20 protein-coding genes are annotated in these 21,082 nt (G+C 65.2%); 13 read left to right on the top strand and 7 right to left on the bottom strand.

Annotated elements, in window-relative coordinates:
• Positions 1-23: 23 nt before the first annotated feature.
• Positions 24-572, bottom strand: a complete 549-nt coding sequence (locus tag ACLJEU_RS09150) for a DUF192 domain-containing protein (protein ID WP_414662305.1) — start codon at positions 570-572, stop codon at positions 24-26.
• A 49-nt stretch (positions 573-621) separates the two neighbouring features.
• On the opposite strand from ACLJEU_RS09150, the gene ACLJEU_RS09145 reads away from it, so the two are divergent.
• The 6 genes from ACLJEU_RS09145 (at position 622) to ACLJEU_RS09120 (ending at position 5,865) form a co-directional block, all read left to right on the top strand.
• Positions 622-1,761 carry a M24 family metallopeptidase gene (locus tag ACLJEU_RS09145; protein ID WP_414662304.1) on the top strand — a complete coding sequence of 380 codons (1,140 nt, stop codon included), beginning with the start codon at positions 622-624 and terminating at the stop codon, positions 1,759-1,761.
• A complete protein-coding gene (locus ACLJEU_RS09140; RefSeq protein WP_414662303.1) occupies positions 1,761-2,735 on the top strand; it encodes a bifunctional heptose 7-phosphate kinase/heptose 1-phosphate adenyltransferase in 975 nt (324 codons plus the stop codon). Before ACLJEU_RS09145 ends, ACLJEU_RS09140 begins: the two co-directional genes overlap by 1 nt.
• Before the next feature lie 23 nt (positions 2,736-2,758).
• Positions 2,759-3,310, top strand: coding sequence for a D-glycero-alpha-D-manno-heptose-1,7-bisphosphate 7-phosphatase (locus ACLJEU_RS09135; RefSeq protein ID WP_414662302.1), 552 nt, complete (start codon positions 2,759-2,761; stop codon positions 3,308-3,310).
• Between the two features lie 92 nt (positions 3,311-3,402).
• On the top strand, positions 3,403-4,266 hold the full coding sequence (locus tag ACLJEU_RS09130; RefSeq protein WP_414662301.1) for an Fpg/Nei family DNA glycosylase: 864 nt from the start codon (positions 3,403-3,405) through the stop codon (positions 4,264-4,266).
• Positions 4,263-5,012 carry a TlyA family RNA methyltransferase gene (locus ACLJEU_RS09125; protein WP_414662300.1) on the top strand — a complete coding sequence of 250 codons (750 nt, stop codon included), beginning with the start codon at positions 4,263-4,265 and terminating at the stop codon, positions 5,010-5,012. The genes ACLJEU_RS09130 and ACLJEU_RS09125 overlap by 4 nt, the downstream gene beginning before the upstream one ends.
• 13 nt (positions 5,013-5,025) lie before the next feature.
• Positions 5,026-5,865 (top strand): NAD(+)/NADH kinase, encoded by an 840-nt coding sequence (locus ACLJEU_RS09120; protein ID WP_414662299.1) that lies wholly within the window; start codon positions 5,026-5,028, stop codon positions 5,863-5,865.
• 382 nt (positions 5,866-6,247) lie between these two features.
• Here ACLJEU_RS09120 and ACLJEU_RS09115 read toward each other — a convergent pair whose 3' ends face one another.
• From ACLJEU_RS09115 to ACLJEU_RS09100, 4 genes are all read right to left on the bottom strand, one after another.
• On the bottom strand, positions 6,248-6,568 hold the full coding sequence (locus ACLJEU_RS09115; protein ID WP_414662298.1) for a hypothetical protein: 321 nt from the start codon (positions 6,566-6,568) through the stop codon (positions 6,248-6,250).
• Complete coding sequence (locus ACLJEU_RS09110) at positions 6,565-7,932, bottom strand: IS1380 family transposase (protein ID WP_457795331.1); 1,368 nt, start codon at positions 7,930-7,932, stop codon at positions 6,565-6,567. Before ACLJEU_RS09110 ends, ACLJEU_RS09115 begins: the two co-directional genes overlap by 4 nt.
• Positions 7,933-8,154: 222 nt before the next feature.
• Entirely contained in the window at positions 8,155-10,728 is a 2,574-nt protein-coding gene (locus ACLJEU_RS09105) for a M16 family metallopeptidase (RefSeq protein ID WP_414662296.1), read from the bottom strand.
• A 68-nt stretch (positions 10,729-10,796) separates the two neighbouring features.
• Entirely contained in the window at positions 10,797-11,234 is a 438-nt protein-coding gene (locus tag ACLJEU_RS09100; protein ID WP_414662295.1) for a Minf_1886 family protein, read from the bottom strand.
• 132 nt (positions 11,235-11,366) lie between these two features.
• On the opposite strand from ACLJEU_RS09100, the gene ACLJEU_RS09095 reads away from it, so the two are divergent.
• The 3 genes from ACLJEU_RS09095 to ACLJEU_RS09085 all read left to right on the top strand — a co-directional run bounded on the left by ACLJEU_RS09095 (position 11,367) and on the right by ACLJEU_RS09085 (position 13,956).
• A complete protein-coding gene (locus tag ACLJEU_RS09095) occupies positions 11,367-11,882 on the top strand; it encodes a Fur family transcriptional regulator (protein ID WP_414662294.1) in 516 nt (171 codons plus the stop codon).
• Between the two features lie 122 nt (positions 11,883-12,004).
• Positions 12,005-12,580 carry a DNA-3-methyladenine glycosylase I gene (locus ACLJEU_RS09090; RefSeq protein WP_414662293.1) on the top strand — a complete coding sequence of 192 codons (576 nt, stop codon included), beginning with the start codon at positions 12,005-12,007 and terminating at the stop codon, positions 12,578-12,580.
• Between the two features lie 71 nt (positions 12,581-12,651).
• Entirely contained in the window at positions 12,652-13,956 is a 1,305-nt protein-coding gene (locus ACLJEU_RS09085) for an MFS transporter (protein WP_414662292.1), read from the top strand.
• 249 nt (positions 13,957-14,205) lie between these two features.
• Here ACLJEU_RS09085 and ACLJEU_RS09080 read toward each other — a convergent pair whose 3' ends face one another.
• Positions 14,206-15,024, bottom strand: coding sequence for an alpha/beta hydrolase family protein (locus ACLJEU_RS09080; protein ID WP_414662291.1), 819 nt, complete (start codon positions 15,022-15,024; stop codon positions 14,206-14,208).
• Positions 15,025-15,139: 115 nt separating this feature from the next.
• Here ACLJEU_RS09080 and ACLJEU_RS09075 point away from each other — a divergent pair, with 115 nt between their 5' ends.
• The 4 genes from ACLJEU_RS09075 to ACLJEU_RS09060 all read left to right on the top strand — a co-directional run bounded on the left by ACLJEU_RS09075 (position 15,140) and on the right by ACLJEU_RS09060 (position 20,085).
• The gene (locus tag ACLJEU_RS09075) at positions 15,140-15,784 is read left to right on the top strand and encodes a thymidine kinase (RefSeq protein ID WP_414662290.1); all 645 of its coding nucleotides are present in this window, start codon (positions 15,140-15,142) and stop codon (positions 15,782-15,784) included.
• 89 nt (positions 15,785-15,873) lie between these two features.
• Entirely contained in the window at positions 15,874-16,944 is a 1,071-nt protein-coding gene (locus ACLJEU_RS09070) for a lactonase family protein (protein WP_414662289.1), read from the top strand.
• A 214-nt stretch (positions 16,945-17,158) separates the two neighbouring features.
• A complete protein-coding gene (locus ACLJEU_RS09065; RefSeq protein WP_414662288.1) occupies positions 17,159-19,045 on the top strand; it encodes a 2-oxoacid:acceptor oxidoreductase subunit alpha in 1,887 nt (628 codons plus the stop codon).
• 92 nt (positions 19,046-19,137) lie between these two features.
• Positions 19,138-20,085 (top strand): thiamine pyrophosphate-dependent enzyme, encoded by a 948-nt coding sequence (locus tag ACLJEU_RS09060; RefSeq protein ID WP_414662287.1) that lies wholly within the window; start codon positions 19,138-19,140, stop codon positions 20,083-20,085.
• A gap of 262 nt (positions 20,086-20,347) precedes the next feature.
• On the opposite strand, the gene ACLJEU_RS09055 is transcribed toward ACLJEU_RS09060, so the two are convergent.
• A complete protein-coding gene (locus ACLJEU_RS09055; protein ID WP_414662286.1) occupies positions 20,348-21,070 on the bottom strand; it encodes a hypothetical protein in 723 nt (240 codons plus the stop codon).
• Positions 21,071-21,082 lie beyond the last annotated feature (12 nt).

The following is a 21,082-nucleotide window of genomic DNA, read 5'->3' as shown; positions in this document are numbered from 1 at the left end:
GCGGGGTGCCGGTGATTGTGGAGTTAGAACGCCAAACCGTATTTCTTCGCGTCGAAGCCGCGCGCCTTCAGCGCGGCCGCCAGCGCTTTCACGTCCAACTTGCTCCCGGGCTTGATCCCATTCGCCTGAAACCAGCCCTGGTTCATCTCGAGCGCGAAGCGCAGCCGATCGCTGCGTGAGCTGACAGACGTCTCGTCGAAGGGATGCATCGGATACACCTCTTCCAGCACGCCCTCGGAGTTGTAGAAACCAATGTCGAGCGGCGTCGGCGTGTTGCGCATCCAGAAACTCATCTGCTGCGGCTTTTCGTAAATGAAGATCATGCCGTCGTCGCGCGCCAGATCGCGCCGCTCCATCAAGCCTCGCTGCATCTCATCGGGTCGCACCGCGAGTTGCATCCGCACCGTGCGTTCGCCCACCTGGATCGGAAAGAAATCCGCGACTGTCTTGGCGGCGGCGATCGTGACCGCGGCCGGAGTGGTGCCGGACTTTTCCTTCGCACAGGCTCCGAGCGTGAGCAACGGCACCACGGCCAGCACCAACGTCCGGAAAACCAGATTTGCATTTTTCACAGGGCCGGTGGCTAATCGCCGCTTCGCCGCAACTCAACCACTCTCTTCCGTGCCCGGGAAAAACCCTCCACCGCCGCTCCTCTTTGCCGACACCGAACGCAGTCCTGACGCGCTCTATTTTGGCCGGGTGAACGTCCCCGACGCCTTCGTGGCGTTCGAGCTGCGGGGGAAGAAACACGCCGTCGTCAGCGCGCTCGAGTTCGGCCGCGTGAAGAAGACGTCTGACTTCGACGTCGTCCTGCCGCTCGAGCCCTATCTCCAACGCGCGCGTGCCCTGTGGCCGGAACGCAAGGTCGGACCAGCCGAAGTGATCATTCTCGTCGCCAAGGATCACCGGCAGACGCGTTTCACGGTCCCCGAGGATTTCCCCGCCGGCGTCTACGAGAAACTCTTCGAGCTGGGCCTCGACCTCGTCGTGGCGGATGGCCCGCTTTTTCCGGCGCGCGAAATCAAGACGCCCGCCGAGACGGCCGCCATCCGCGAAGGCAACCGCTGCAGCGCCCTTGGCTTCGCCGCTGCCGAACGCATCCTGCGCGCGAGCAAGCCGCGCGGTCGCAAACTCATTCATCGCGGCCAAACGCTCACGAGCGAGATGCTCAAGTTCGCGATTGAAGTGGCCTGCCTCGAGGCGGGCGCGGTCTCGGCAAACACGATCGTCGCCGGCGGCGACCAGGCCTGCGATCCGCACGAGCGCGGCTCCGGTCCGCTGCGGCCCGATGAACTGATCATAATCGATATTTTTCCGCGCGTGACGCGCACCGGGTTCCACGGTGACATGACCCGCACGTTCCTGCGTGGTCGCGCCAGCGACGCCCAGCGCGCCCTCGTCGCCGCGGTGCGCGCCGCCCAGCTCGCGGCCCTGCGCCTGATCCGCCCCGGCGCGAACGGCCGCGATGTGCACCGCAAGGTCGTCGAGGTGTTCACCGCGCGCGGTTTCGAGACCAAACGCACCGCGCAGGGCTCCGTCGGTTTCTTCCACGGCACGGGTCACGGTCTCGGCCTCGCCGTCCACGAACTCCCCCGCGTGAGCGGCGCCGTCGACTACATCCTCAGGCGCAACTCTGTCGTCACGGTCGAGCCCGGCCTCTACTACCCGGGCCTCGGCGGCTGCCGGATCGAAGACGTCGTCCAGGTCACGCCCAAGTCGGCCACCCTGCTCTCGCGATATCCCTACACGTGGGAACTCTGATGAAAGGCCTGGCTCCGCTGCTCAAGAAAATCGCCAAGGTGCGCGTGCTCGTCGTCGGCGACGTCATGCTCGACCACTATATCTGGGGCGACGCCACCCGCATCTCGCCCGAGGCGCCGGTGCCGGTCGTCGACATCGCGCGCGACTCCTGGACCGCCGGCGGCGCGGCGAACGTCGCGTTGAACATCGCCTCGCTCGGCGCGCATTGCACGGTGGCGGGCTACATCGGCGCGGACGACGCCGGTGCGAAGCTGACCTCGATTCTGCACGGGAAAAAAATCGACACGATCGCCACCCCTGGCAGCGCGCCGACGATTGTGAAGACCCGCGTGCTCGTGCAACACCAGCAACTATGCCGGCTCGATCGTGAAGCGGCACCCACGGAATATCAGTTTCCAGCCGCGCAAATCGACACCCTGCTTGCCCGCGAGATCGACGCGGCCGATGCGGTCATTCTTTCCGACTACGCGAAGGGCATTCTCAGCGACGAGATCGTTGCCCGCGTGACTTCGCTCGCGCGCAAGGCCGGGAAATTCGTCGCGCTCGATCCGAAGCCGAAGCGCCGGTTGAAGTTTCACGGGCTCGACCTCATAACGCCCAACAAACGCGAGGCGCTCCAACTAGCCGAACTCGAGCCGCCGCCGCACACGCCGTTTCCCGCCGCCGAAGTCTGCGCGCGGCTGCACGAGCGCTACGCGACAAAGCACCTCGTGATCACGCTCGGCGAGGACGGCATGCTGCTCAGCTCCGACGGCCGGATCCTGAAAACGATTCCGACGGCCGCACGCGAAGTTTTTGACGTATCCGGCGCGGGCGATACATCGCTCGCGGGCCTCGTCCTCGCCCTCGCCGCCGGCTCCACGCTCGAGGCCGCGGCGCACTTCGCCAACGCCGCCGCAGGCGTCGTGGTCGGAAAGATCGGCACCGCCACCGTCACGCCCACGGAACTGATCGACTACGTCAATCATCGCTAGCGCGACGCCCCGACTGCGCCCCCATGGCCAAAGCCCTTTTCCTCGATCGCGACGGCACGCTCATCCTCGACAAACACTATCTGGCGGATCCCGCCGGAGTGGAACTGATCCCGGGCGTGACCGACGCCCTGCGCCGCGCGCTCGCGCTGGGCTTCCAGCTGTTTCTTTTCACCAACCAATCCGGCATCGCCCGCGGGATGTACACGATTGATGACGTTCATCGCTGCAACACCCGCATGGAGGAACTGCTCGGCCTGCCGCTGCCGCTGTTCACCGATGTCTGCATCGCGACGGAGGGACCGGACGATCCCCAAGTCTACCGCAAGCCGTCACCCCGCTTCATTCTCGAGAGCATCGCACGCCACCGACTCGATTCCGCGCAGTGCTGGATGATTGGCGATCGTCTCGGCGACATCGACGCAGGGCTCAACGCCCGCATCCACGCCGTGGGCGTCTGCACCGGCAAATACGATGCTGCCGGTTGGGCCGCGCAAGGTCGACCCAACCTGCCCATTTATCCGAGCCTCCTGGACTTCGTCGCCACGCTCGATCCGAATGCCCAGCGATCCGCATGAGGCGGTTGGAGCTGCCCGCCACTGCGGGCCGCGTTTTCAGCGGGCGATCGTTGCGCCGCATCGAGTCACGCGCAACGTGAGCGACAATCGCCATGCCGGAACTCGCTGAAGTCGAATTCTACCGCAAGCGCTGGGCGCTGGCCGCCACCGGCGAACGCGTGGCACGCGTGCTCACCCACGACGCAAAAAAGGTCCTGCGGGGCATTGACCTGCCGGCTTTCCGCCGCGCGTTGACGGGCGCGACCCTGATCTCGTCCGCCGCCGCCGCGAAGCAGATGCACTTCCGTTTCAGCGGCGATGCGTGGCTGGGCATCCACCTCGGCATGAGCGGAGAGCTTTCAGTTGCGCCCGTCGATCATGCACCAGGCCGGCACGATCACCTCGTTCTGATCATGACGAGCTGCGCGCTCGTGTTCAAAGATCCGCGGATGTTCGGCCGCGTGCAGTTTCACGTTGGAACCGAAGCGCCGCCATGGTGGAGCCGGATTGCACCGGCGTTGCTCAGCACCGCTTTCACCCCGGAAGCCGTTGCGATCTTTTTGCGCCGCCGTGCCCGTGCTCCCATCAAGGCCGTGCTGCTCATGCAGGAACGTTTTCCCGGCATCGGCAACTGGATGGCAGACGAAATCCTCTGGCGCGCCGCCGTGCATCCGTCGCGCCCCGCCGGATCGCTCACGCCGGCCGAAGTGCGAACGTTGTGGAAGGAGTGCCGGCACGTGTGCCGGCTCGCGCTCGACGCGATCGCCGGACGCGGCGACACATTGCCCGCGGATCTCAACGTCGGCATCCCGCAAACGTGGCTGTTTCATCATCGCTGGGAAGACGGCGGCCTCTGCCCGAAGACCCGGCAACCGCTCGCGCGCGCGGAGATCGGCGGACGCACGACCTGTTGGTCGCCGGTGCGGCAAACGCTGCCGCTACCCGCCCGCCTGCCGAAACGATCCGCGACCCGATGAATAAACTCCGTCTCGACGAACTCCTCGTGGCGCGCGGCCTGGCCGCTTCCCGCGCGCAAGCGAAGGCGCTCATCATGAGCGGCCGCGTGCTGCGTGGAACCGAGCGGCTCGACAAACCCGGCAAGGAGTTCGCCGACGACATCGACGTCACCGTCGAGCAGCCACCGCGGTTCGTGAGTCGGGGCGGCGAAAAACTCACTGCCGCGCTCGAAACCTTCTCCCTCAACGTTCAGGGCGCCCACGTGCTCGACGTCGGGGCCTCGACGGGCGGCTTCACCGATTGCGTGCTGCAGGCGGGAGCCGCCGACGTCGTGTGCGTCGACGTCGGTCGCGCGCAGCTGCACGCCAAACTGCGCGGCGATCCCCGCGTGACCAATCTTGAGAAAATCAACGCGCGCCACCTGCAGGCCGCCGATCTGCCCCGTTCCGCCTTCGACGTCGTCGTGATGGATCTTTCGTTCATCTCGCTGAAGACCGTGCTGCCAGCCGTGTGGCCGCTGGTGCGCGCAGGCGGTACGCTCGTCGCGCTCGTCAAGCCGCAGTTCGAAGCCGGCAAGGCGGAGGTCGACAAGGGACGCGGGGTCATCCGTGACGCGGCGGTGCAGGAGGCAGCCCTCGCCGCCGTGCGCGAGTTTGCATTGCGCGAACTCGCGGGCGCGCACCTGTTGGGCGCGATCGATTCACCGATTTCCGGCGCCGATGGCAACCGGGAGTTCTTGCTGTGCCTCCGCCGGCGGCCTTGCTAGCCTCACCTCTTTGATGAAACCCATCCGCAAGCTCGCGTTCGTCGTGAACGAAAACAAGGAAGGCGCACCCGCGCTCGCGCGCGAACTCGCCGCCGTAGCGCGCGCGAGCGGAGTGGCCTTCAAGCTCACGACGCGTTTTCCGCTGCCGACCGGCTTTCTGAAGGGGTTCGACGCGTGCTGCGTCATCGGCGGCGACGGCACCCTGCTGGGCGCGGCCCGTGAATCCGCCCGCGCGCAAGTGCCGATCATCGGCGTCAATCGCGGGAGTCTCGGCTTTCTCACCACGTTTTCCTCCGACGAGGCGCGGGCGCATTTCACCACGCTGCTCACCGGAGCCTTCGGCATTGATCACCGCGCCATGCTCGATTGTTCCACCGGACACGGAGTGCACGACCTCGCGTTGAACGACGTGCTGATCAAGGACGAGGTGAACTCTCGGCTCGTGCGCCTCGAGGTGTATGCCGACGACGAGCTCGTCACCGACTACACGTGTGATGGTTTGATCTTTTCGACCCCGACCGGATCGACCGCCTACAATCTCTCCGCCGGCGGACCGATCATGCATCCCTCGGCCGGCGTGATCGCGATGACGCCCATCTGCCCGCACACGCTCAGCAACCGCTCGATCATTTTCCGCGAGAATGTGAAGCTGCGGGTTTACAACCGCTCCGAAGACTCGCGCCTGCTGGTCGCGATGGACGGCCAGCGCAATCTCAAGGTGAGCGCGCACAGCCCGGTCGAGATTACGATCGCGAAGAGCCGACTCCCGCTCGCGCAGCGCGCCGACTACTCTCACTTCGCCGTTGTCCGCACGAAGTTGAAGTGGAGCGGCGGATTCGTGGAGAAGAGCTGAAGGCGGACGGGAAGTTCGGAGCTGAGCGTTGAGGGTTTAGACGTTAACGCGGAAGCAAGGAGTTGAAGGGTGAACGTTGAAAAATCGGAGGGCTTGCGGCCGCGATCGTTCTTTCGCCGTTCGTCGCTCAAGCTGGACGGCGCGTTTCACGTACTCATACCAATCGCTCCTTGCTTTTGGACTTCTGGATCGATCGTGGCTACGAGCGCCAGCGAGTGGCCGAACGGCCACTCGCTGGCGCTCGTAGCCACGGCTAAAGTCCAAAGGCAAAGGGCGATTGGTATCACTTCGTCCGATGAATCGATCACCTGAATCGGACACGAAAAAGCCCCGGCTTTGAACCGGGGCTCGTGGGCTGAAGGGATTCGGACGAATCGCCAACTCAGCTTTTCTTCTTCTTCTCGGCCTTCGCCTTTTCGACGTCGGCCTTGAGGGCGGCTTCCTCGTCAGGGTCGAGTTTGCCGTTGTTATTCTTGTCGTACTTCTTGAGGTCGGCGGCGGCCTTCTTGGCTTTCTTGGCGGCCTTTTCGGCGTCGTCAGCAGCGTTGAGGGCGGGGGCCGTGACCATGCACGCTACAGCGAGCAAGCTGGCAATAAGGGTGAGTTTTGAGGCTGTTTTTTTCATAAGCGGGGGCGAGCTTGGTAGAATTGAAAACAAAAGCCAGAAGGTTTCGGACGTGCCCGCAAACTGAGCCGGACTCATGCAGTTGAGGGATGGAGGATGGAGCGTTTTCTGGCGCGGGCCCCGAGGGCGGCAACTGCATCGCAGTGGGTTGGGTCGGCGATGCGGCGCAGGAGTGCGAGCCACCAAGCGCGGGCCTTGTCGCCGGCGACGGCGAGTTTGAGGGTGGGCTTGCCGGCGGCGCGGCTGAAGACGGCGGCGCAAGTGAAGAGCTGCCGGCGGAGCGTGCCGAGTTCAGCGCGGTGCGGCTGGCCGAGCCGTTGTTGCAGCCGGACGCAGAGATTATAGGCGGTGATGGCGAGGTGACAGGCCGCTTCCGTCGCCCAAAACGAGCGGCAACACAGACCCTTCAAGCCGAACTGCGCGCCAAGTTCCTTGATGCGGTTTTCGATGTCGGCGCGGCCGTTGTAGCGGCGCCATACTTCGAGGGGTGACACGGTGGCGGGCAGGTTGGTGCGCAGCGCCTGGAACTTGTAGCCGGGCACCTCGATGAGTTGCTTGCCGCCGGCGTGCGGCCGCTCGGCACTGCGTTGGCGCACGACGATCAGACGCCCGCCGCGCGCGTCGGCCACTTCCTGCACGGCCAGACCCCGCACGTCGGTCGCCGTCCAGGCCGCTTCGTCGTGGCGGCACAGCGCCTGGACTGGGGAACGCAGGGCGGCCGCCAGCACATAAGAGAGTTTTTCCGCTTCCAGCTTAGTAATCATCTTCTCGGTGCAAAAACCGCTGTCCGCGCGCACCAGGCCGATCCGCACGCCCGCGGGCAAGCGCGCGAGGGTGTCGCCCAGAAACACGTCCGCGGCACTGACGCAAGCGGTGTTGCCCGGGCGTAACCAGAAGTTGGCGACGAGGGGCACCTCGGCGATCGCGGCCACGATGGGGCGGTGACAGGGCTTGAGCCCCTTGCGGGTGTAGCCGACGCGCACTCCTTCCTGGCGCCCGTCTTCGTGCACCAGCGCAAAGGAGTCCAAATCCAACGTGTAGCCTTCGGCGCGGGCGGGCAGAGCGCCCAACACCCAGGCGTGCAATCCGCCGAGCTCTTCGCAGGCGGCTCGACCGCAGGCCGCGAAGAATCGCGAGAGGGTCGACTGACTGGGCACCGCTTCGATGCCCAGCACCTCCGCCACGGCCGGGTCGTGCGCCAGATGCGCCACCCGCGCCAGCTTGTCCGCCCCGCAGAGAATCCCGCCGATAAAACCCAGCGCCGTGTCCACCGGATCGTAGGCGTTGGGGCTCGTCGGCGCATGCGGCAGCACCGTGGCGAGTTTCTCCCGCAGCCCGCTTTCCTCCACAAAACTCGTCCACACCGCCAGCCCCCCGTGCGCCGTTAGGCGCTGGTCGGTGAAGCCGATCCGCATCGACTGCACGCCACTTTTGGTGCCCAAATCCAGCCGCACCGTTTGGTTCGCCTCCGTCTGGGGCGTTAACGTCGTCTTATGTTTCACACCATCAACGACGCCTAACGGTGCCCTCTTTGGCGACTACTGCATGAGTCCGGCTGAGTACTGAAACTTCAAATACTTTGCATACACGCGCAGCCGGCGTGGTCAGCCCGCCCGGGCGGCAGGGCGTCGTCCGGATTCTGGATACGCCCGCCGGCGCAGGTGTTATGGCCTCACCACCAACTGGGTCCGCAGTGCGCGGGCCAGGCGTCGGCGCGCAAATTCGGTCACCTCGGCCAGCGTCACGGCATCAATGTGGGCGTCGTAGTTTTTCCAATCGTTCACCGGCTGGCCCTGCAACGCATTGAGTCCGGCCTGCATCGCGCGGGACGAATTGGTCTGCAGGCTCTGCCGCCGGGCCGCCTTGAGCCGGGTCTGGCAGCGCGTCAATTCCGCCGGTTCCACCGCTCCAGCCTGCACGCGCGCGATCTCCGCATCGATTTCCGCCAGCACCTCGCCCTCGCGTCCGGGTTGGGTACCGGCCACAAAGTAAAACATGCCGGCATCGAGTCCGGTCACGCGCCCAGAACGCACAAAGTAAGCGAGCCCCTTTTCCTCGCGCACGCGCTCGAACAGGCGCGACGCCATCCCGCTGAACAACTCGTCGATCACTTCGCTGGCGTAGAAATCGCTCGAGTTGACCCGCGGTCCGGGAAAGCCCTGCAACACGACGGCCTGCTCGCGCGGCTGGGTTTCAACGAAGTCCCCGGCGGTCGCCGGCAGCGCACTCGGAGAGTCCGTTTCCCAGCGCGCCGCCGCCGTCTTCGCCTTGGGAATCCGCGCCAGGAACCGCTTCAATTTCGCCGTGAGCTTGCGCGGATCAAAATCGCCCGCGACGGCCAGCACGACGTTCGACCCCACGCAGAGGCGGCGGTGCAACGCTGCGAGATCGGCCGGCGTCAGCGCCTTCACCCCGGCTTGATCGCCGTGGGGATCGAGCGCCAGCGGATGCGCGCCAAAGAATTTTTCACGGAGGCGCTTGCGGGCAAGCGTGACGACGTCGTCATCGTCCTGCTGCAACGACGCGACCTGCGCATCGCGTTCCAACTTGAACGTCGCCGCCTTGAAGGTCGGCGCGAGGACGGCATCGGCCATCAGCGCGATGGCCCGATCGATGTCCGGCGGGAGCACCTCTGCTCCGAGACCAAGACTGTTGTTGCCCGAGAACGGATAGAACGAACCGCCGATCTCCTCGATGTACTGCGCCACTGCCGCCGCCGTCCGCCGGCGCGTGTCCTTCGTCAGCATTGTCGCCAGCAACGCCGTCGCGCCGCGCTTGGCCGCGTCTTCAAACAGCGCGCCACCCTGCATCAGAAAACGGAGGTGCACATTGGGCAGCCGGTGATCGGGCTGCAGCAGCAGACGCACGCCATTCGGCAGGCGCACTTCGGAAAAATCAGACTGGCTGCTCGAAGTGGACGCCGACGCCACGGGCGCGATCGCGGCCGCAGTGGGATTGAGCGACACCGCCGTCAGCCGCTCGGCGGCGAGATACGTGGTGAGCGCCTGGCGCACCTCCACGGGCGTCACGGCCTGCAGATGCGCGAAGAACGTCCGGCTGTGATCGAGATCGCCCACGACCACCTCGGCCACGCCGAGTCGCGAGGCCTGTCCGCTCATCGTCTTTCGGGAGTTGATCTCGCCGACCACGAGCTGGCGCATCGCCTTCCGGAGCTGCGCCGCGGTGAAACCGCGCTGCGCGCACGCCAGCAAGGTGCGGCGAATCGCCGCTTCGGCCGCCACGCGCTTGTCCGCGTCGCACGAAAACGAAATACAGAACAAACCCGTCGAGCCCGGATTCCAGGCCGACGCATCGATCGTGTGGACGAGGCCCGCCTTCTCGCGGACTTCCTGCCACAGCACCGAGCTGTCGCCGTGCCCGAGCACCATTGCGAGCAAATCGAGCACGGGCGCATCGGCGTGCGCGAGTCCCGGTATCGGCCAGGCCATGACGGCACGCGTCAGCTCGATGTCCTCGAAGCGCTGCTCCGTGCGCGGCGCGAGCTGTGGCGGCTCGGCCGGAACCAGCACCGGAGCCAGGCGCACGCGCGGCGCGCTGCCGAAATGCTGCTCCACCAGCGCCCGCGTGGCCGTGAGATCGATGTCGCCGACGACGACCACGACCAGGTTGTTCGGCACATACCGCGCACGGTAGTAGCCGTTCAGATCCTCGCGCGTGACGGTGGAAAAAATGTCACGGTGCCCGATGATCGGCTGGCGATACGGATGCTCGCGAAACGCCGCGGCAAAGACCGCGTCCCAGAGGCGGTTGTCCGGATCGTCCTTGGTCATCGCGATCTCGCGCAGGATGACGTCCTTCTCCTTCGCGGCTTCATCCGCGGGCAAGGTCGAATGCAGGACGGCGTCGGCCAGCAGATCGAGCGCGACGCCGGTGTGTTCGCTCGGCAGATCGATGTAATAGACCGTGCGATCAAAGGTCGTGTACGCGTTGATGTAGCCGCCGTGCGCCTGCACCGTCGCGCTGATTTCGCGCCCGGCCCGACGCTCCGTGCCCTTGAAGAGCATGTGCTCCACGTAGTGCGAGAGTCCCGCGCCGAGGTGCTCGCCTTCATGCACGCTGCCGGTCTTGACCCACACCTGGACTGACGCCAGCGCAGCCGACGTATCGCGCTTCATGATCAACGTGAGACCGTTCGGCAGCACCACGCGTTCGACAGGCTCGCGCCAGAAGGCATCGAGCAGTCCCAGATCACCGGAGGCGGAATACGATTTTGGCATGGAGAAGGGAGACGGCGCAGCCGATCCGCCGGCGCAAGGCCCAGCGAATCACGGCGCGCGGCGAGAAATCAAGCGGCGCCAAACGCCTCCGCCGCGGAAGCACCGCGCGGCCGGCGCGCCGGCTGGAAGGGTTTCACGAACGCATCGTCGAAATCAAAGATGTCCGAGAAGTCCTCGCGCCGATCGTTTTCCGTCTTCGAGAAGACATTGTACTCGATCAGGTTGAAAACGATGTCGCCGAAATCGCGGCAGCGCCGGATGCCCCAGGCATCGAGCACGGTCTTCGCAAGCGGACCGAACTGATCAAGCGCGTACACCTTCAAGCCTTCCAGCAGTTCGGGCCCGGTGACATGACGCGACTTTTCCGCCCGCACCGCGTTCTTTTTCCGCAACTCCTTCACCGTATGATCCAAGCCCAGCCGGACGAAATCGTACGCCTTGCGGTCAAAGCGAGGGTCTTCCTTGCAGATAAGCGTTACGATCTCGTTGAAATCCGGAGTTTGCATGAGAGCCGAGGCGGACGTTGGCACACCGCGCAGCGTCCTGCAACCCCGCTCCGTAACGGCCGAAAATGCGTAGTATTGCTACCCGGTAATTATCTGGAAGATTCCCCTAGGCATTGTCACAATGCTGTAAAAATGATCGCCTCGACCCAGACAAACCACCCCCTGTCAGGCAACAGTCGGCCCCAGCGCTCCCCCTCCGCGGTCGAGCTCGCGACGACCAAGTTACGCGCCGCCGGTTTGCGGATCACGCAACCGCGTCTCGCGATTCTCGCCGCGTTGAACAAGCGCGAGCAGCCCACGAGCATCGAGCAGATCCACGAGGACGTGGGCGTCGCCAACTGCGATCTCGTCACCGTTTACCGCTGCATGGCGGCCTTCGAGGAGATCGGCCTCGTGCGGCGGGCGTTTTTCCACAACGGCACCGCACTCTACGAAATCAATCTCGGCCAGCCGACGCGCTATCACGTGGTGTGCAAGACGACGAATCGCGTGGAGGAGCTCGATGCCGCCACGGCCGAGGAATTGCGGCGCACGATTGAAGCGGTGCAGGAAAAATTGCGCGCCCGCGGCTATGCGGATGTCGGGCACATCGTGGAATTTTTCGGCATTACGCCGCAGAACGCGCGGTCGGCGTCCAGCGCACGCTGATCCGGGCAAGGCTTGCCAGGTCCAGAGAGGCGCGGGTTTCAAACCCGCGCCTTTTTTATTTTCCATGATGCGAGTGCTGCTGACACACCGCTGTCAGATCATTCCGCTAGCGTTCACCTGCAATGACCACCTCAGCCCGCTGCCCCTGGCCACAGAAGGATCTCGATATCGCCTATCACGACGCCGAATGGGGCGTTCCACTCCATGATGACCGCGCCCTGTTCGAACTGCTGACGCTCGAGGGTGCGCAGGCCGGCCTCAGCTGGTCGATCGTCTTGGCGAAACGCGAAACGTACCGGCTGGCGTTTGACCAGTTCGATGTCGCCAAGGTGGCGCGCTACAAGGCCGCCAAGGTCGCAGCGCTGCTGGCAAACCCCGGCATCGTGCGTAACCGGCTCAAAGTCGCCGCCACGATCGCCAACGCCCAGGCGGTGCTGCGCGTGCAGGAGGAAGTCGGCAGCTTCGACCGCCATCTGTGGAGTTTCGTCGGCGGAAAGCCGATCGTGAATCGCCGCCGGAAGATGCAGGACGTGCCGACGCATTCACCGGAGAGCGACGCGCTGAGCCGCGATCTGCTGCAGCGCGGTTTCAAATTTGTGGGCACGACGATTTGCTATGCCTTCATGCAGGCGAGCGGCATGGTGAACGACCACCTCGTGACCTGCCCGCGGCACAAGGTCTGTGCGGCCTTGAAATAGATTCTCCCGCCACGGCGGATCGATTCTGCGCTTGAGCGAACGTAGGGCGCGTGTCGCACTCCCGACACCCCATGTCTCAGCCCAACGTTGCGCCCGCGGCTCCCGCCCGTGAAGCCACCCGTCTCAGTGAGCTTTCTCCGCTGCAGTGGAAGTCCGGCATCGCCGCCTGGCTGGGCTGGACCTTCGACGGACTGGAACTGCACCTCTACACGCTCGTTGCCGGGCCGCTGGTCATGCAGTTACTGCATACGACCGACGCCTCGAATCCCGCGGTCAACGAAAAGAAGGCCTACATCCAGGCGGCGTTCCTCATCGGGTGGGCGTTGGGTGGCGCGTTCTTCGGACGCATCGGGGATCTCCTCGGCCGCAGCCGCGCGTTGACCCTCACCATCATCACCTACGCGCTTTGCACCGGTCTCTGTAGTTTTGCGGAAACCTGGTGGCAGTTGATGATTTTCCGTTTCGTCGCCGCACTCGGAATCGGCGGCGAGTGGGCGGTCGGCGCGTCGCTTCTGAGCGAGACCTGGCCCAAGGCGTGGCGTCCGTGGATGGCCGCGGTCCTTCAGACCGGCGTCAATGTCGGGGTACTCGGCGGGGCCGTGTTCGTCGGGCTGCTCATGACCTACATGCCCGCCGGTTCGGAGCGCTGGGTGTTTCTCATTGGCGTGCTTCCGGCCCTGCTCGTGTTCTGGATTCGCAAACATGTGCCGGAACCGGCGACGTGGGAGCAGGCCGGCCATACGGTGAAAAAAAAGCCCGGCGCGCTCGCGCTGTTTCGCGGCGAGGTGCTCTCCACCACACTCCGCACCACGCTCGTGTGCGCCCTGGGGCTCTCCGCGTGGTGGCTGTTTCTCTTCTGGCAAACCCAGCATTTGCGCAAAGTGCTCGCCGATGCCCACACCCCGGCCGCCGAGGTCACGGCGCTGGTCTCAGCCGCCTTTTTCGCGTTCAACGCCGCGTCCGTCCTCGGCAACTTCGGCGCCGCGTGGCTCGCCCGGCGACTCGGCAACCGTCGCGCGATTGTCATCATGTTCATCGGCCTCGCCGGCGGAATTTTCGCGTCTTACATCGTGCCCCGCGGCTTCGGGGCGCTGGCCTGGTTCTGGTTGCCGGTCGGAGGTTTCTTCGGGGGCGTCTTCGGACTTTTTACGATGTATCTGCCGCCGCTGTTTCCGACGCTTATCCGCACCACCGGCGCCGGCTTCTGCTACAACATCGGTCGGATCGCGGCCGCGGTCGCGTCGATCGTTTTTGGGCTGGTCGCACCCGTCGATGATTTCCGCAACGCGCTGCTCTGCGTGAGCGCGATCGCCGCCGCCGCCGCAATCTCCTCGTGGTGGTTACCCGAACGCACGCACGAGAACGAAGCGACCTGAAGGCAGCGATCGGTGGGATAATCCAGTTGAACGTTGTAGGTTGAAGCCACGCGCTGCAGCGAGGTCTCGTGCCCGGTCTTTCAACCTTCACCTTTCACCGGCACAGGCCCGCCCGAGGCCTCATACCAATCGCCCTTTGCCTTTGGACTTTAGCCGTGGCTACGAGCGCCAGCGAGTGGCCGAACGGCCACTCGCTGGCGCTCGTAGCCACGAACGATCCAAAAGTCCAAAAGCAAGGAGCGATTGGTATCAGAATTTCGCATGCCGGATCAGAAAGTCCACGACCGGCGTGGGATCGACGAGGCTGTGCGGGTGGTGTTCGACGCCCGGCTTGAGAATCACCTCGATCGTGCCGCCAAGCTCGCGGAAGCGTTGCTCCAGAATCGCGGTGTTCTCGGCCACCGGCACGGTCGTATCCGCCGCGCCGCAAACGGCGATCACGGGCACGCCGGCCTTCGCGACCGCCATCACGCGATCGAGCGGATTGCCGCGAAAGCCCGGGAGCGTTTCCTCGGTCAGGCCGTAGGCCGCGAGGCAGTCCGCCCACTCCTTCGACTCCGGCTTCCTCCCCGGCCAGCTGCGAATATCGAGGACCGGAGCGTCGAGATAAAGGCCGGCCACGCGCGTCGGATGCGTGGCGGCGAAGTTGAACGCGTACAACCCGCCGCGACTGAAGCCCTCGAGCACGACGCGTTTCGCGAGTCCGAAGTGAACGACGAGATGAGCGTAGAACTGGCCGAAGAGACTCATCGCCTTCGGCCCGCCGTACATGTTTTTCGCATCCATGTAGGCGACGTGCCAGCCGCGCTGGAGCAGCGCGACGTCGACCTGCGGTTCGTGCCCGAAGAATTCCGTGCGCCAGATCCATGGCTTCGCGGGACCGGCTGGCGCCGTGGCCGGTAGCACGAGAATGCACGGCCGGCCGGCAACGGTGAAATCGAGCCGCTCAAAACCGTTCCACTGGCTGCGCTGAATGGCGGAGGGAGTGCCGACATTTGCAGCCGTCGCCCTCAGGAATGAAACCGCGACGAGCAACAGCAGCAGGATGACACGTGCGGGGTGGGACACGGGTTTCACGTTCGCGGTCCGCGCCAAGCCGAGGCAAACAAAAACGCCCGCGCCGCCCGAACGACGCACGGCGGTCTCGATTTTTGCCGAACCGTTGTCATGGTCCGCGGAGTCCATGGCCAAGGTCTACTTCTACTACGCAGCAATGAACGCCGGCAAAAGCACGGTGCTGCTGCAATCCAGCCATAATTACCGGGAGCGCGGGATGCGCACGCTGCTCTTCACGCCCTCGATCGACACGCGTTACGGGACCGGCCGCATCGAATCGCGCATCGGCCTTCGCTCGGGCGCGATCTCGCTCGTCGGATCCGACAACATTTTCGCCCGCGTGAGCCTGGAACACGCCGCCCAACCGGTCGCCTGCGTGCTGCTCGACGAAGTGCAGTTTCTCACTCCGGATCAGGTCTGGCAGCTGGCGGAGGTCGCCGACGTCCTCGACATTCCCATTCTCTGCTACGGGCTGCGCACGGACTTTCAGGGCAAACTCTTTCCCGGGAGCGCAACGCTGCTCGGCATCGCCGACGATCTGATCGAGCTCAAGACGATCTGTTTCTGCGGACGCAAGGCCACGATGAATCTCCGGCTCGACCAGCAAGGCCGGGCCGCAACCGAAGGCGCGCAAGTGGAAATCGGCGGCAACGAGCGTTACGTCGCGACCTGCCGGCGGCATTTCCGCGAAGCGCTCGACGGCAAGCCCGTGCCGGCACCGGCGTCGTTCGCCCATTCGGCCTCACCGTTTCCCCGGCCGGCCTCGCCGTGAGCGCCCGCGCCCGTCCCGAGAGCATGCGTCGGCACCTCCGCCGGGCACTCGGCGTCGGCCTGCTGGTCTCCACCGGTCTTTCTTTTGCCATGGCGTCCTCCCACCGCATCTATCTCGGCACTTACACGCGCAACGGCCCCAGCGAGGGCATCTATGCCGTGCAACTCGACCGCGAGACCGGCGCGCTTTCCGCGCCTGAACTCGTCGCCGCGGCCGTCGATCCCGCCTGGATCACCCTGACGCCAGATCGGACGCGGCTCTATGCCATTCACGCGATTCCGACCCAAGCGCGGGGATTTTCCGTCAGTCCGACGAAGGCGACCCTGACTCCGCTCCCCAACGCAGCGACTCCCGCAACGGCGACCGCCGTCAATCCGCCCAGCCATCTCGCAATCGACGCCACCGGCCGCGTGTTGCTCGCCGCCAATTACCGCGACGGCTTTGTCGCCGCGATTCCGCTCCGGCCGGATGGCAGCCTGGGCGAACCGCACCTGATGCGGCATGAAGGTCGCGGCCCGCATCCCACCCGGCAGGAGAAACCGCACGTCCACTCCGTCACGCTGTCGCCGGACAACCGCTTTGTCATCGTGGCCGACCTCGGTCTCGATCGCGTTTACTCTTACGCCCTCGACACCGCGAACGCCCGGCTCGCGCCAGCGTCGCCGCCCTTCGTCGCGACCGCGCCGGCCAGCGGACCGCGGCACTTCAAGTTCGGCACCGACGGCCGGCACGGCTACGTGATCAACGAACTCGACAGCACGATCACCGTGTTCGACTACGAGGCGACCCGGGGGGCGCTCACGGTGCGGCAAACGGTGACCACGTTACCCGCTGATTTCAAAGGCGCGAGCACGACCGCCGAGGTGCGCGTACATCCGAACGGCCGCTTCCTTTACGGCTCGAATCGCGGTCACGACAGCATCGCCGTCTTTGGCGTCGATTCGGCCTCCGGCCGGCTCATGCCGGTGGAAACAGTGCCCTCGGGCGGCCGGACGCCGCGGAATTTCGCCCTGTCGCCAGATGGCCGCTGGCTGGTCTGCGGACACCAGGACACGCCCGTCATCACGGTTTTTCGCGTCGACCCGCAGAGCGGCCGTCTCACCCGCATGCCGGCCACGGCGGCCGTTCCCTCCTGCGTGTGCGTGCTGTTCTACGATTGAACGCCTTCACAGCCCGCGCGACTAACCCGGCGATGTGCGGACACTTGGGACTCGTGTCGATCCGGGCTTAAGCGCACGGTTGCGCGGGTCGACAACTGCATTATCGGTCCTTCTGCCCTTCTCGCTCCGCACAACTAATCTCTTATCAAGCCCAAACCGACGGCCAGCGCTCGTTGACTCGCCGCCGGCAACGGCCACCTTCTCCCCTCTTCTCATGGTCAGCCCAAACACCCCCGAAACCCCGGGAGGCGCCGCGAGTTCCGCTGGCACCGCCCGTCCCATTCACGACGTCGTCATTCGCCTTGCGGGCAATTCGCAGGACGGAATTCAGTCCATCGGTGGCTTCCTCGCCCGGCTCGCCGGTCGCAGTGACCAGGATGTGATGACCTACATGACGATTCCGTCGACCATTTCGGGCGGACCGTCGATTTTCCAAGTGCGCATGGGCACCGGCGAGATCCTCTCCTCCGGCGACCGCGCTGACATGCTCGTGGTGTTCTACCAGCATAGCTACGACGCCCACATCAACTCCCTGCGGCCGGGCGGCGTGCTCATTTACGACACCGATCACGTCAAACCCAACGCCGACGACAACCGCTTCACGAACGTCCCGGTTCCGATTACCACCGGCACCGTCGAGGCCGTCGGCGGCACGTCAAAGGACAAGGGCAAGAACATCTACGTCCTCGGCCTGATTGCGCGCATCTTCGACCTCGATGTCGGCAAGCTCGGCGCATTGATCAAGGAGCGCTTCGGTGGGAAGAACGAGGACGTCGTCCGCAACGCGATGCTCGCCTTCGACGCCGGGTACGGCTGGCCGCAGAACAATCTGCGCGATCTCTTTTTCCGCTTCGAAGCCGCCGACGTCGCCGACGGGCGCGTGGCCCCGAGCGGCCGGCCTCAGGTCACGATGGACGGCAACATGGCCGTCGCCTACGGCCTGATCGCCGCCGGGGTGCGTCACGGTGCCGGTTACCCGATCACGCCGTGGTCCTCCATCATGGAGACGCTGCGCGCCGAGTTTCCGAAATACAACGGCCTCTTCGTGCAGTGCGAAGACGAGATCGCCGCGATCTCGACCGCCCTCGGCTTCTCCTACACGGGCCGCCTCGCCATCACCGGCAGTTCCGGTCCCGGCCTCTCGTTGAAAATGGAGGCACTCGGCTGGGCGGTCATGGCGGAAATGCCCCTGATCGTGGTCAACGTGCAGCGCGGCGGCCCGTCCACGGGCATGCCGACCAACGTCGAGCAGAGCGATTTGATGCAGGCGATCTACGGCAGCCACGGTGACACTCCGCGCGTCATCCTCGCCCCGAAGAACGTCGAGGACTGTTTCTACATCGCCATCGAGGCGGCTCGCATCGCCCGCGAGTATTCCACACCGGTGTTCATTCTCACCGACATGGCGCTCTCAAGCCGCATCGAGGCGTTCGATGAACCCGATCTCGCGAAGCTCATGGTGAATCCCACGCCGGATCACTCCGAGCGCGGCACCGACTTCAAACCGTATCCGCTCGATCGCATCACGCAGCACGCTCCGGCCGGCTCCAAGATCGCAAGCGGCAAGTATCCGACGGTCACGGGCCTCGAGCACGACGAACTCGGCCATCCGACCGGCAGTCCCAAACTGCACACGCAGATGACGGCCAAGCGTCGCGACAAGATCAAGCAACTCGCCGCCTCCCTGCCCGCGCCCGAGCTCATGGGCGACAGCGCCGGCGAAGTGTTGATTGTCACCTGGGGCTCCACTTGGGGTCCGGCCCGCGAGGCGCTCACGCGCGTCCGCAATGCCGGCGTCAAGGCCGGCCACATGCACATCCGCCACGTCCATCCGCTGCCCAACGGGCTCGAGGCGACGTTTGCCCGCTACCACAAGATCGTGGTCGCCGAAATCAACGACGAAGGCCTCTACGGCTTCGGCCAGTTCACGATGATGCTCCGGGCCCGCTACGCGAATCCGAACATCGTCAGCGTCACCAAGACCGACGGCCTCACCTTCAAGGTGAGCGAAATCGTCAGCGGCGTCGCCAAGCACATCGAAAGCACATCGCTCGAAGCCACGCTCGGCACCGCGCGCCAGAGCGCCCTCGCCCGCACCTGACCACGACCGGACGAATCGGCGACCGGCCCGACCGGTCGTCACTCGTTCGCTCACCACTCCACCCGCCTCTCTCAACGCTCGCCTCTCACCCCATGTCCTCTGCTTCCGCTGTAGCCACTCCGCCGCCTCCGGCCGGCGCTCCGCTCACGAAGAAAATTCTCACCGCCGATCATCCGACGTGGTGCCCCGGCTGCGGCGATTTCGCCGTCCTGGCCTCGTTCTACCGGGTGCTGGAGAAACTCCAGTACCCGCACGAGAAGATCGTGACGTTCGCCGGCATCGGCTGTTCGTCGCGCTTCCCGTATTTCGTCAACACGCACGGCGGCCACTTCATCCACGGCCGCTCCCTGCCGTTCTCCGCCGGCATCAGCCTCGGCGGCGACGACCTCCACGTCTTCGTCTTCGGCGGTGACGGCGACGGCTTCTCGATCGGCGGCAATCACCTCGTCCACACGGCCCGCAAGAACGTCAACCTGACGTACGTGATCATGGACAACTCGGTCTACGGTCTGACGAAGAAACAAACGTCCCCGACCTCGCCCATCGGCTTCAAGACGAAGACCGATCCCACCGGCGCGATCGATCAACCGATCAATCCCATGCGCACGCTGCTCAACAGCGGCGCCACCTTCGTGGCCCGCAGCCACGCGACGCAGGTGAACCACATGGTCGACATGATGCTCCGCGCCGCGAAGCACAAGGGCTTCTCGGTCGTCGAAATCCTGTCCGAGTGCGTCGAGTTCTACGAAGGCGCGTTCGACGCCGCCGTGCCGCGCAAGGGCGGGACGTTCACGTTGATCGATGAGAAGAAGAACGACGGCTCCGCCGAGGATGCCAATCGTCACGATACCACGGACGAGGTCGCGGCGTTCAAGCTGGCCTCGCAGGCCTGGCCCGGCGCGTTCGGTGTTTTCTACGAGAACAACAAGCGGCCGACGAAGAACGACCTCGAGGCGGGCCTCGTCAAAGCGGCGCGCGAGAAAACCAAGAACGCCCCCGACCTAGCCCTGCTGCAGGCGACGTTCGCCAGAATGCGCTGAGTTCGCGTTAATATTCCCTTCCCTCCCGAGGCCGGTCCTGCGACCGGCCTCTTTTTTTGCCCCGGTGTCGCGCGCGCACCCGTGGCTACGAGCGCCAGCGAGTGGCAGCTGGGCCAGTCGCTCACGCTCGCCACCACGCCCGGTCACGCGTCGAACGCAAACCGCGATCGATTTCACCCCGAAGGGAATCTATCGTCGCACCTTTCGCCCAACCCGCGCTCTCCGCGGTGAAGCGCAAGGTCCCTGAGCCGCAGAGTTCAGCTCACAGCTTCCGCACGTTCCCCGCCCCCGGAAACGCCCGGCGGAGCAGATCCTGAATCAGCCGCAAGTTCGCGACATCGCCGCGCACGCGGAACGGCACAGTGCCCATCTCGGGCGAGTAGACGCAGTAACGTCCATGAAACACGAATACGACCGCCGCGCTCTCGGTCTTCTCCTCGCCCGCGCCGTGTGTGAAGCGCACGACGTTCACCGGCCTTCGCTTGGCAAGTTGCGCGCCCACGATGCTGGCGTCGCGCAGCGACGCGTTGGCCTGCGCCGGCTGCGCCACCGGCGGGGACGCCGTGGGCGTCTGCGGAAAATCGGCCCGGTACGTCGGGTAGCGCGCCTGGACTTTCGGATACCGCCGCAACACCGGCGCCGCGACCGTATCCACATTCTCACGCTGCGCCGCGTCCATCGGCAGGCGGGTCCAGCCGTAATTGACATCCCAGCACCACAGCACCCCGGCTGATTCGCAGATCGCGACCGCGTGCCCCATCACGACTTCCTCGTCGGCCCGCGCGCCCCATTGCAACAGGCGCGCCCACGCGTCCGGCCCGCGGACCTCGTTCCACTGATCCAGAAACGCGACGGTCTCGACGAAGCAGCCATTCTGCACGCCGAGCATCGTCCGCTGCAGCGGCGGTTTCAGAGCCGGCGCGGGGGCGGCCATCGCGTCGCCCAGCAACAACGCAACGAAGAAAAGGAGAAAGGGTTTCACCATGGGAAGCCGTGC

Source organism: Terrisphaera buseokensis, assembly GCF_047521145.2.
Lineage (GTDB): Bacteria > Verrucomicrobiota > Verrucomicrobiia > Opitutales > Opitutaceae > ER46.
Note: the sequence above shows the minus strand (reverse complement) of the source record. Positions and strands in the feature narration are given on the sequence as shown.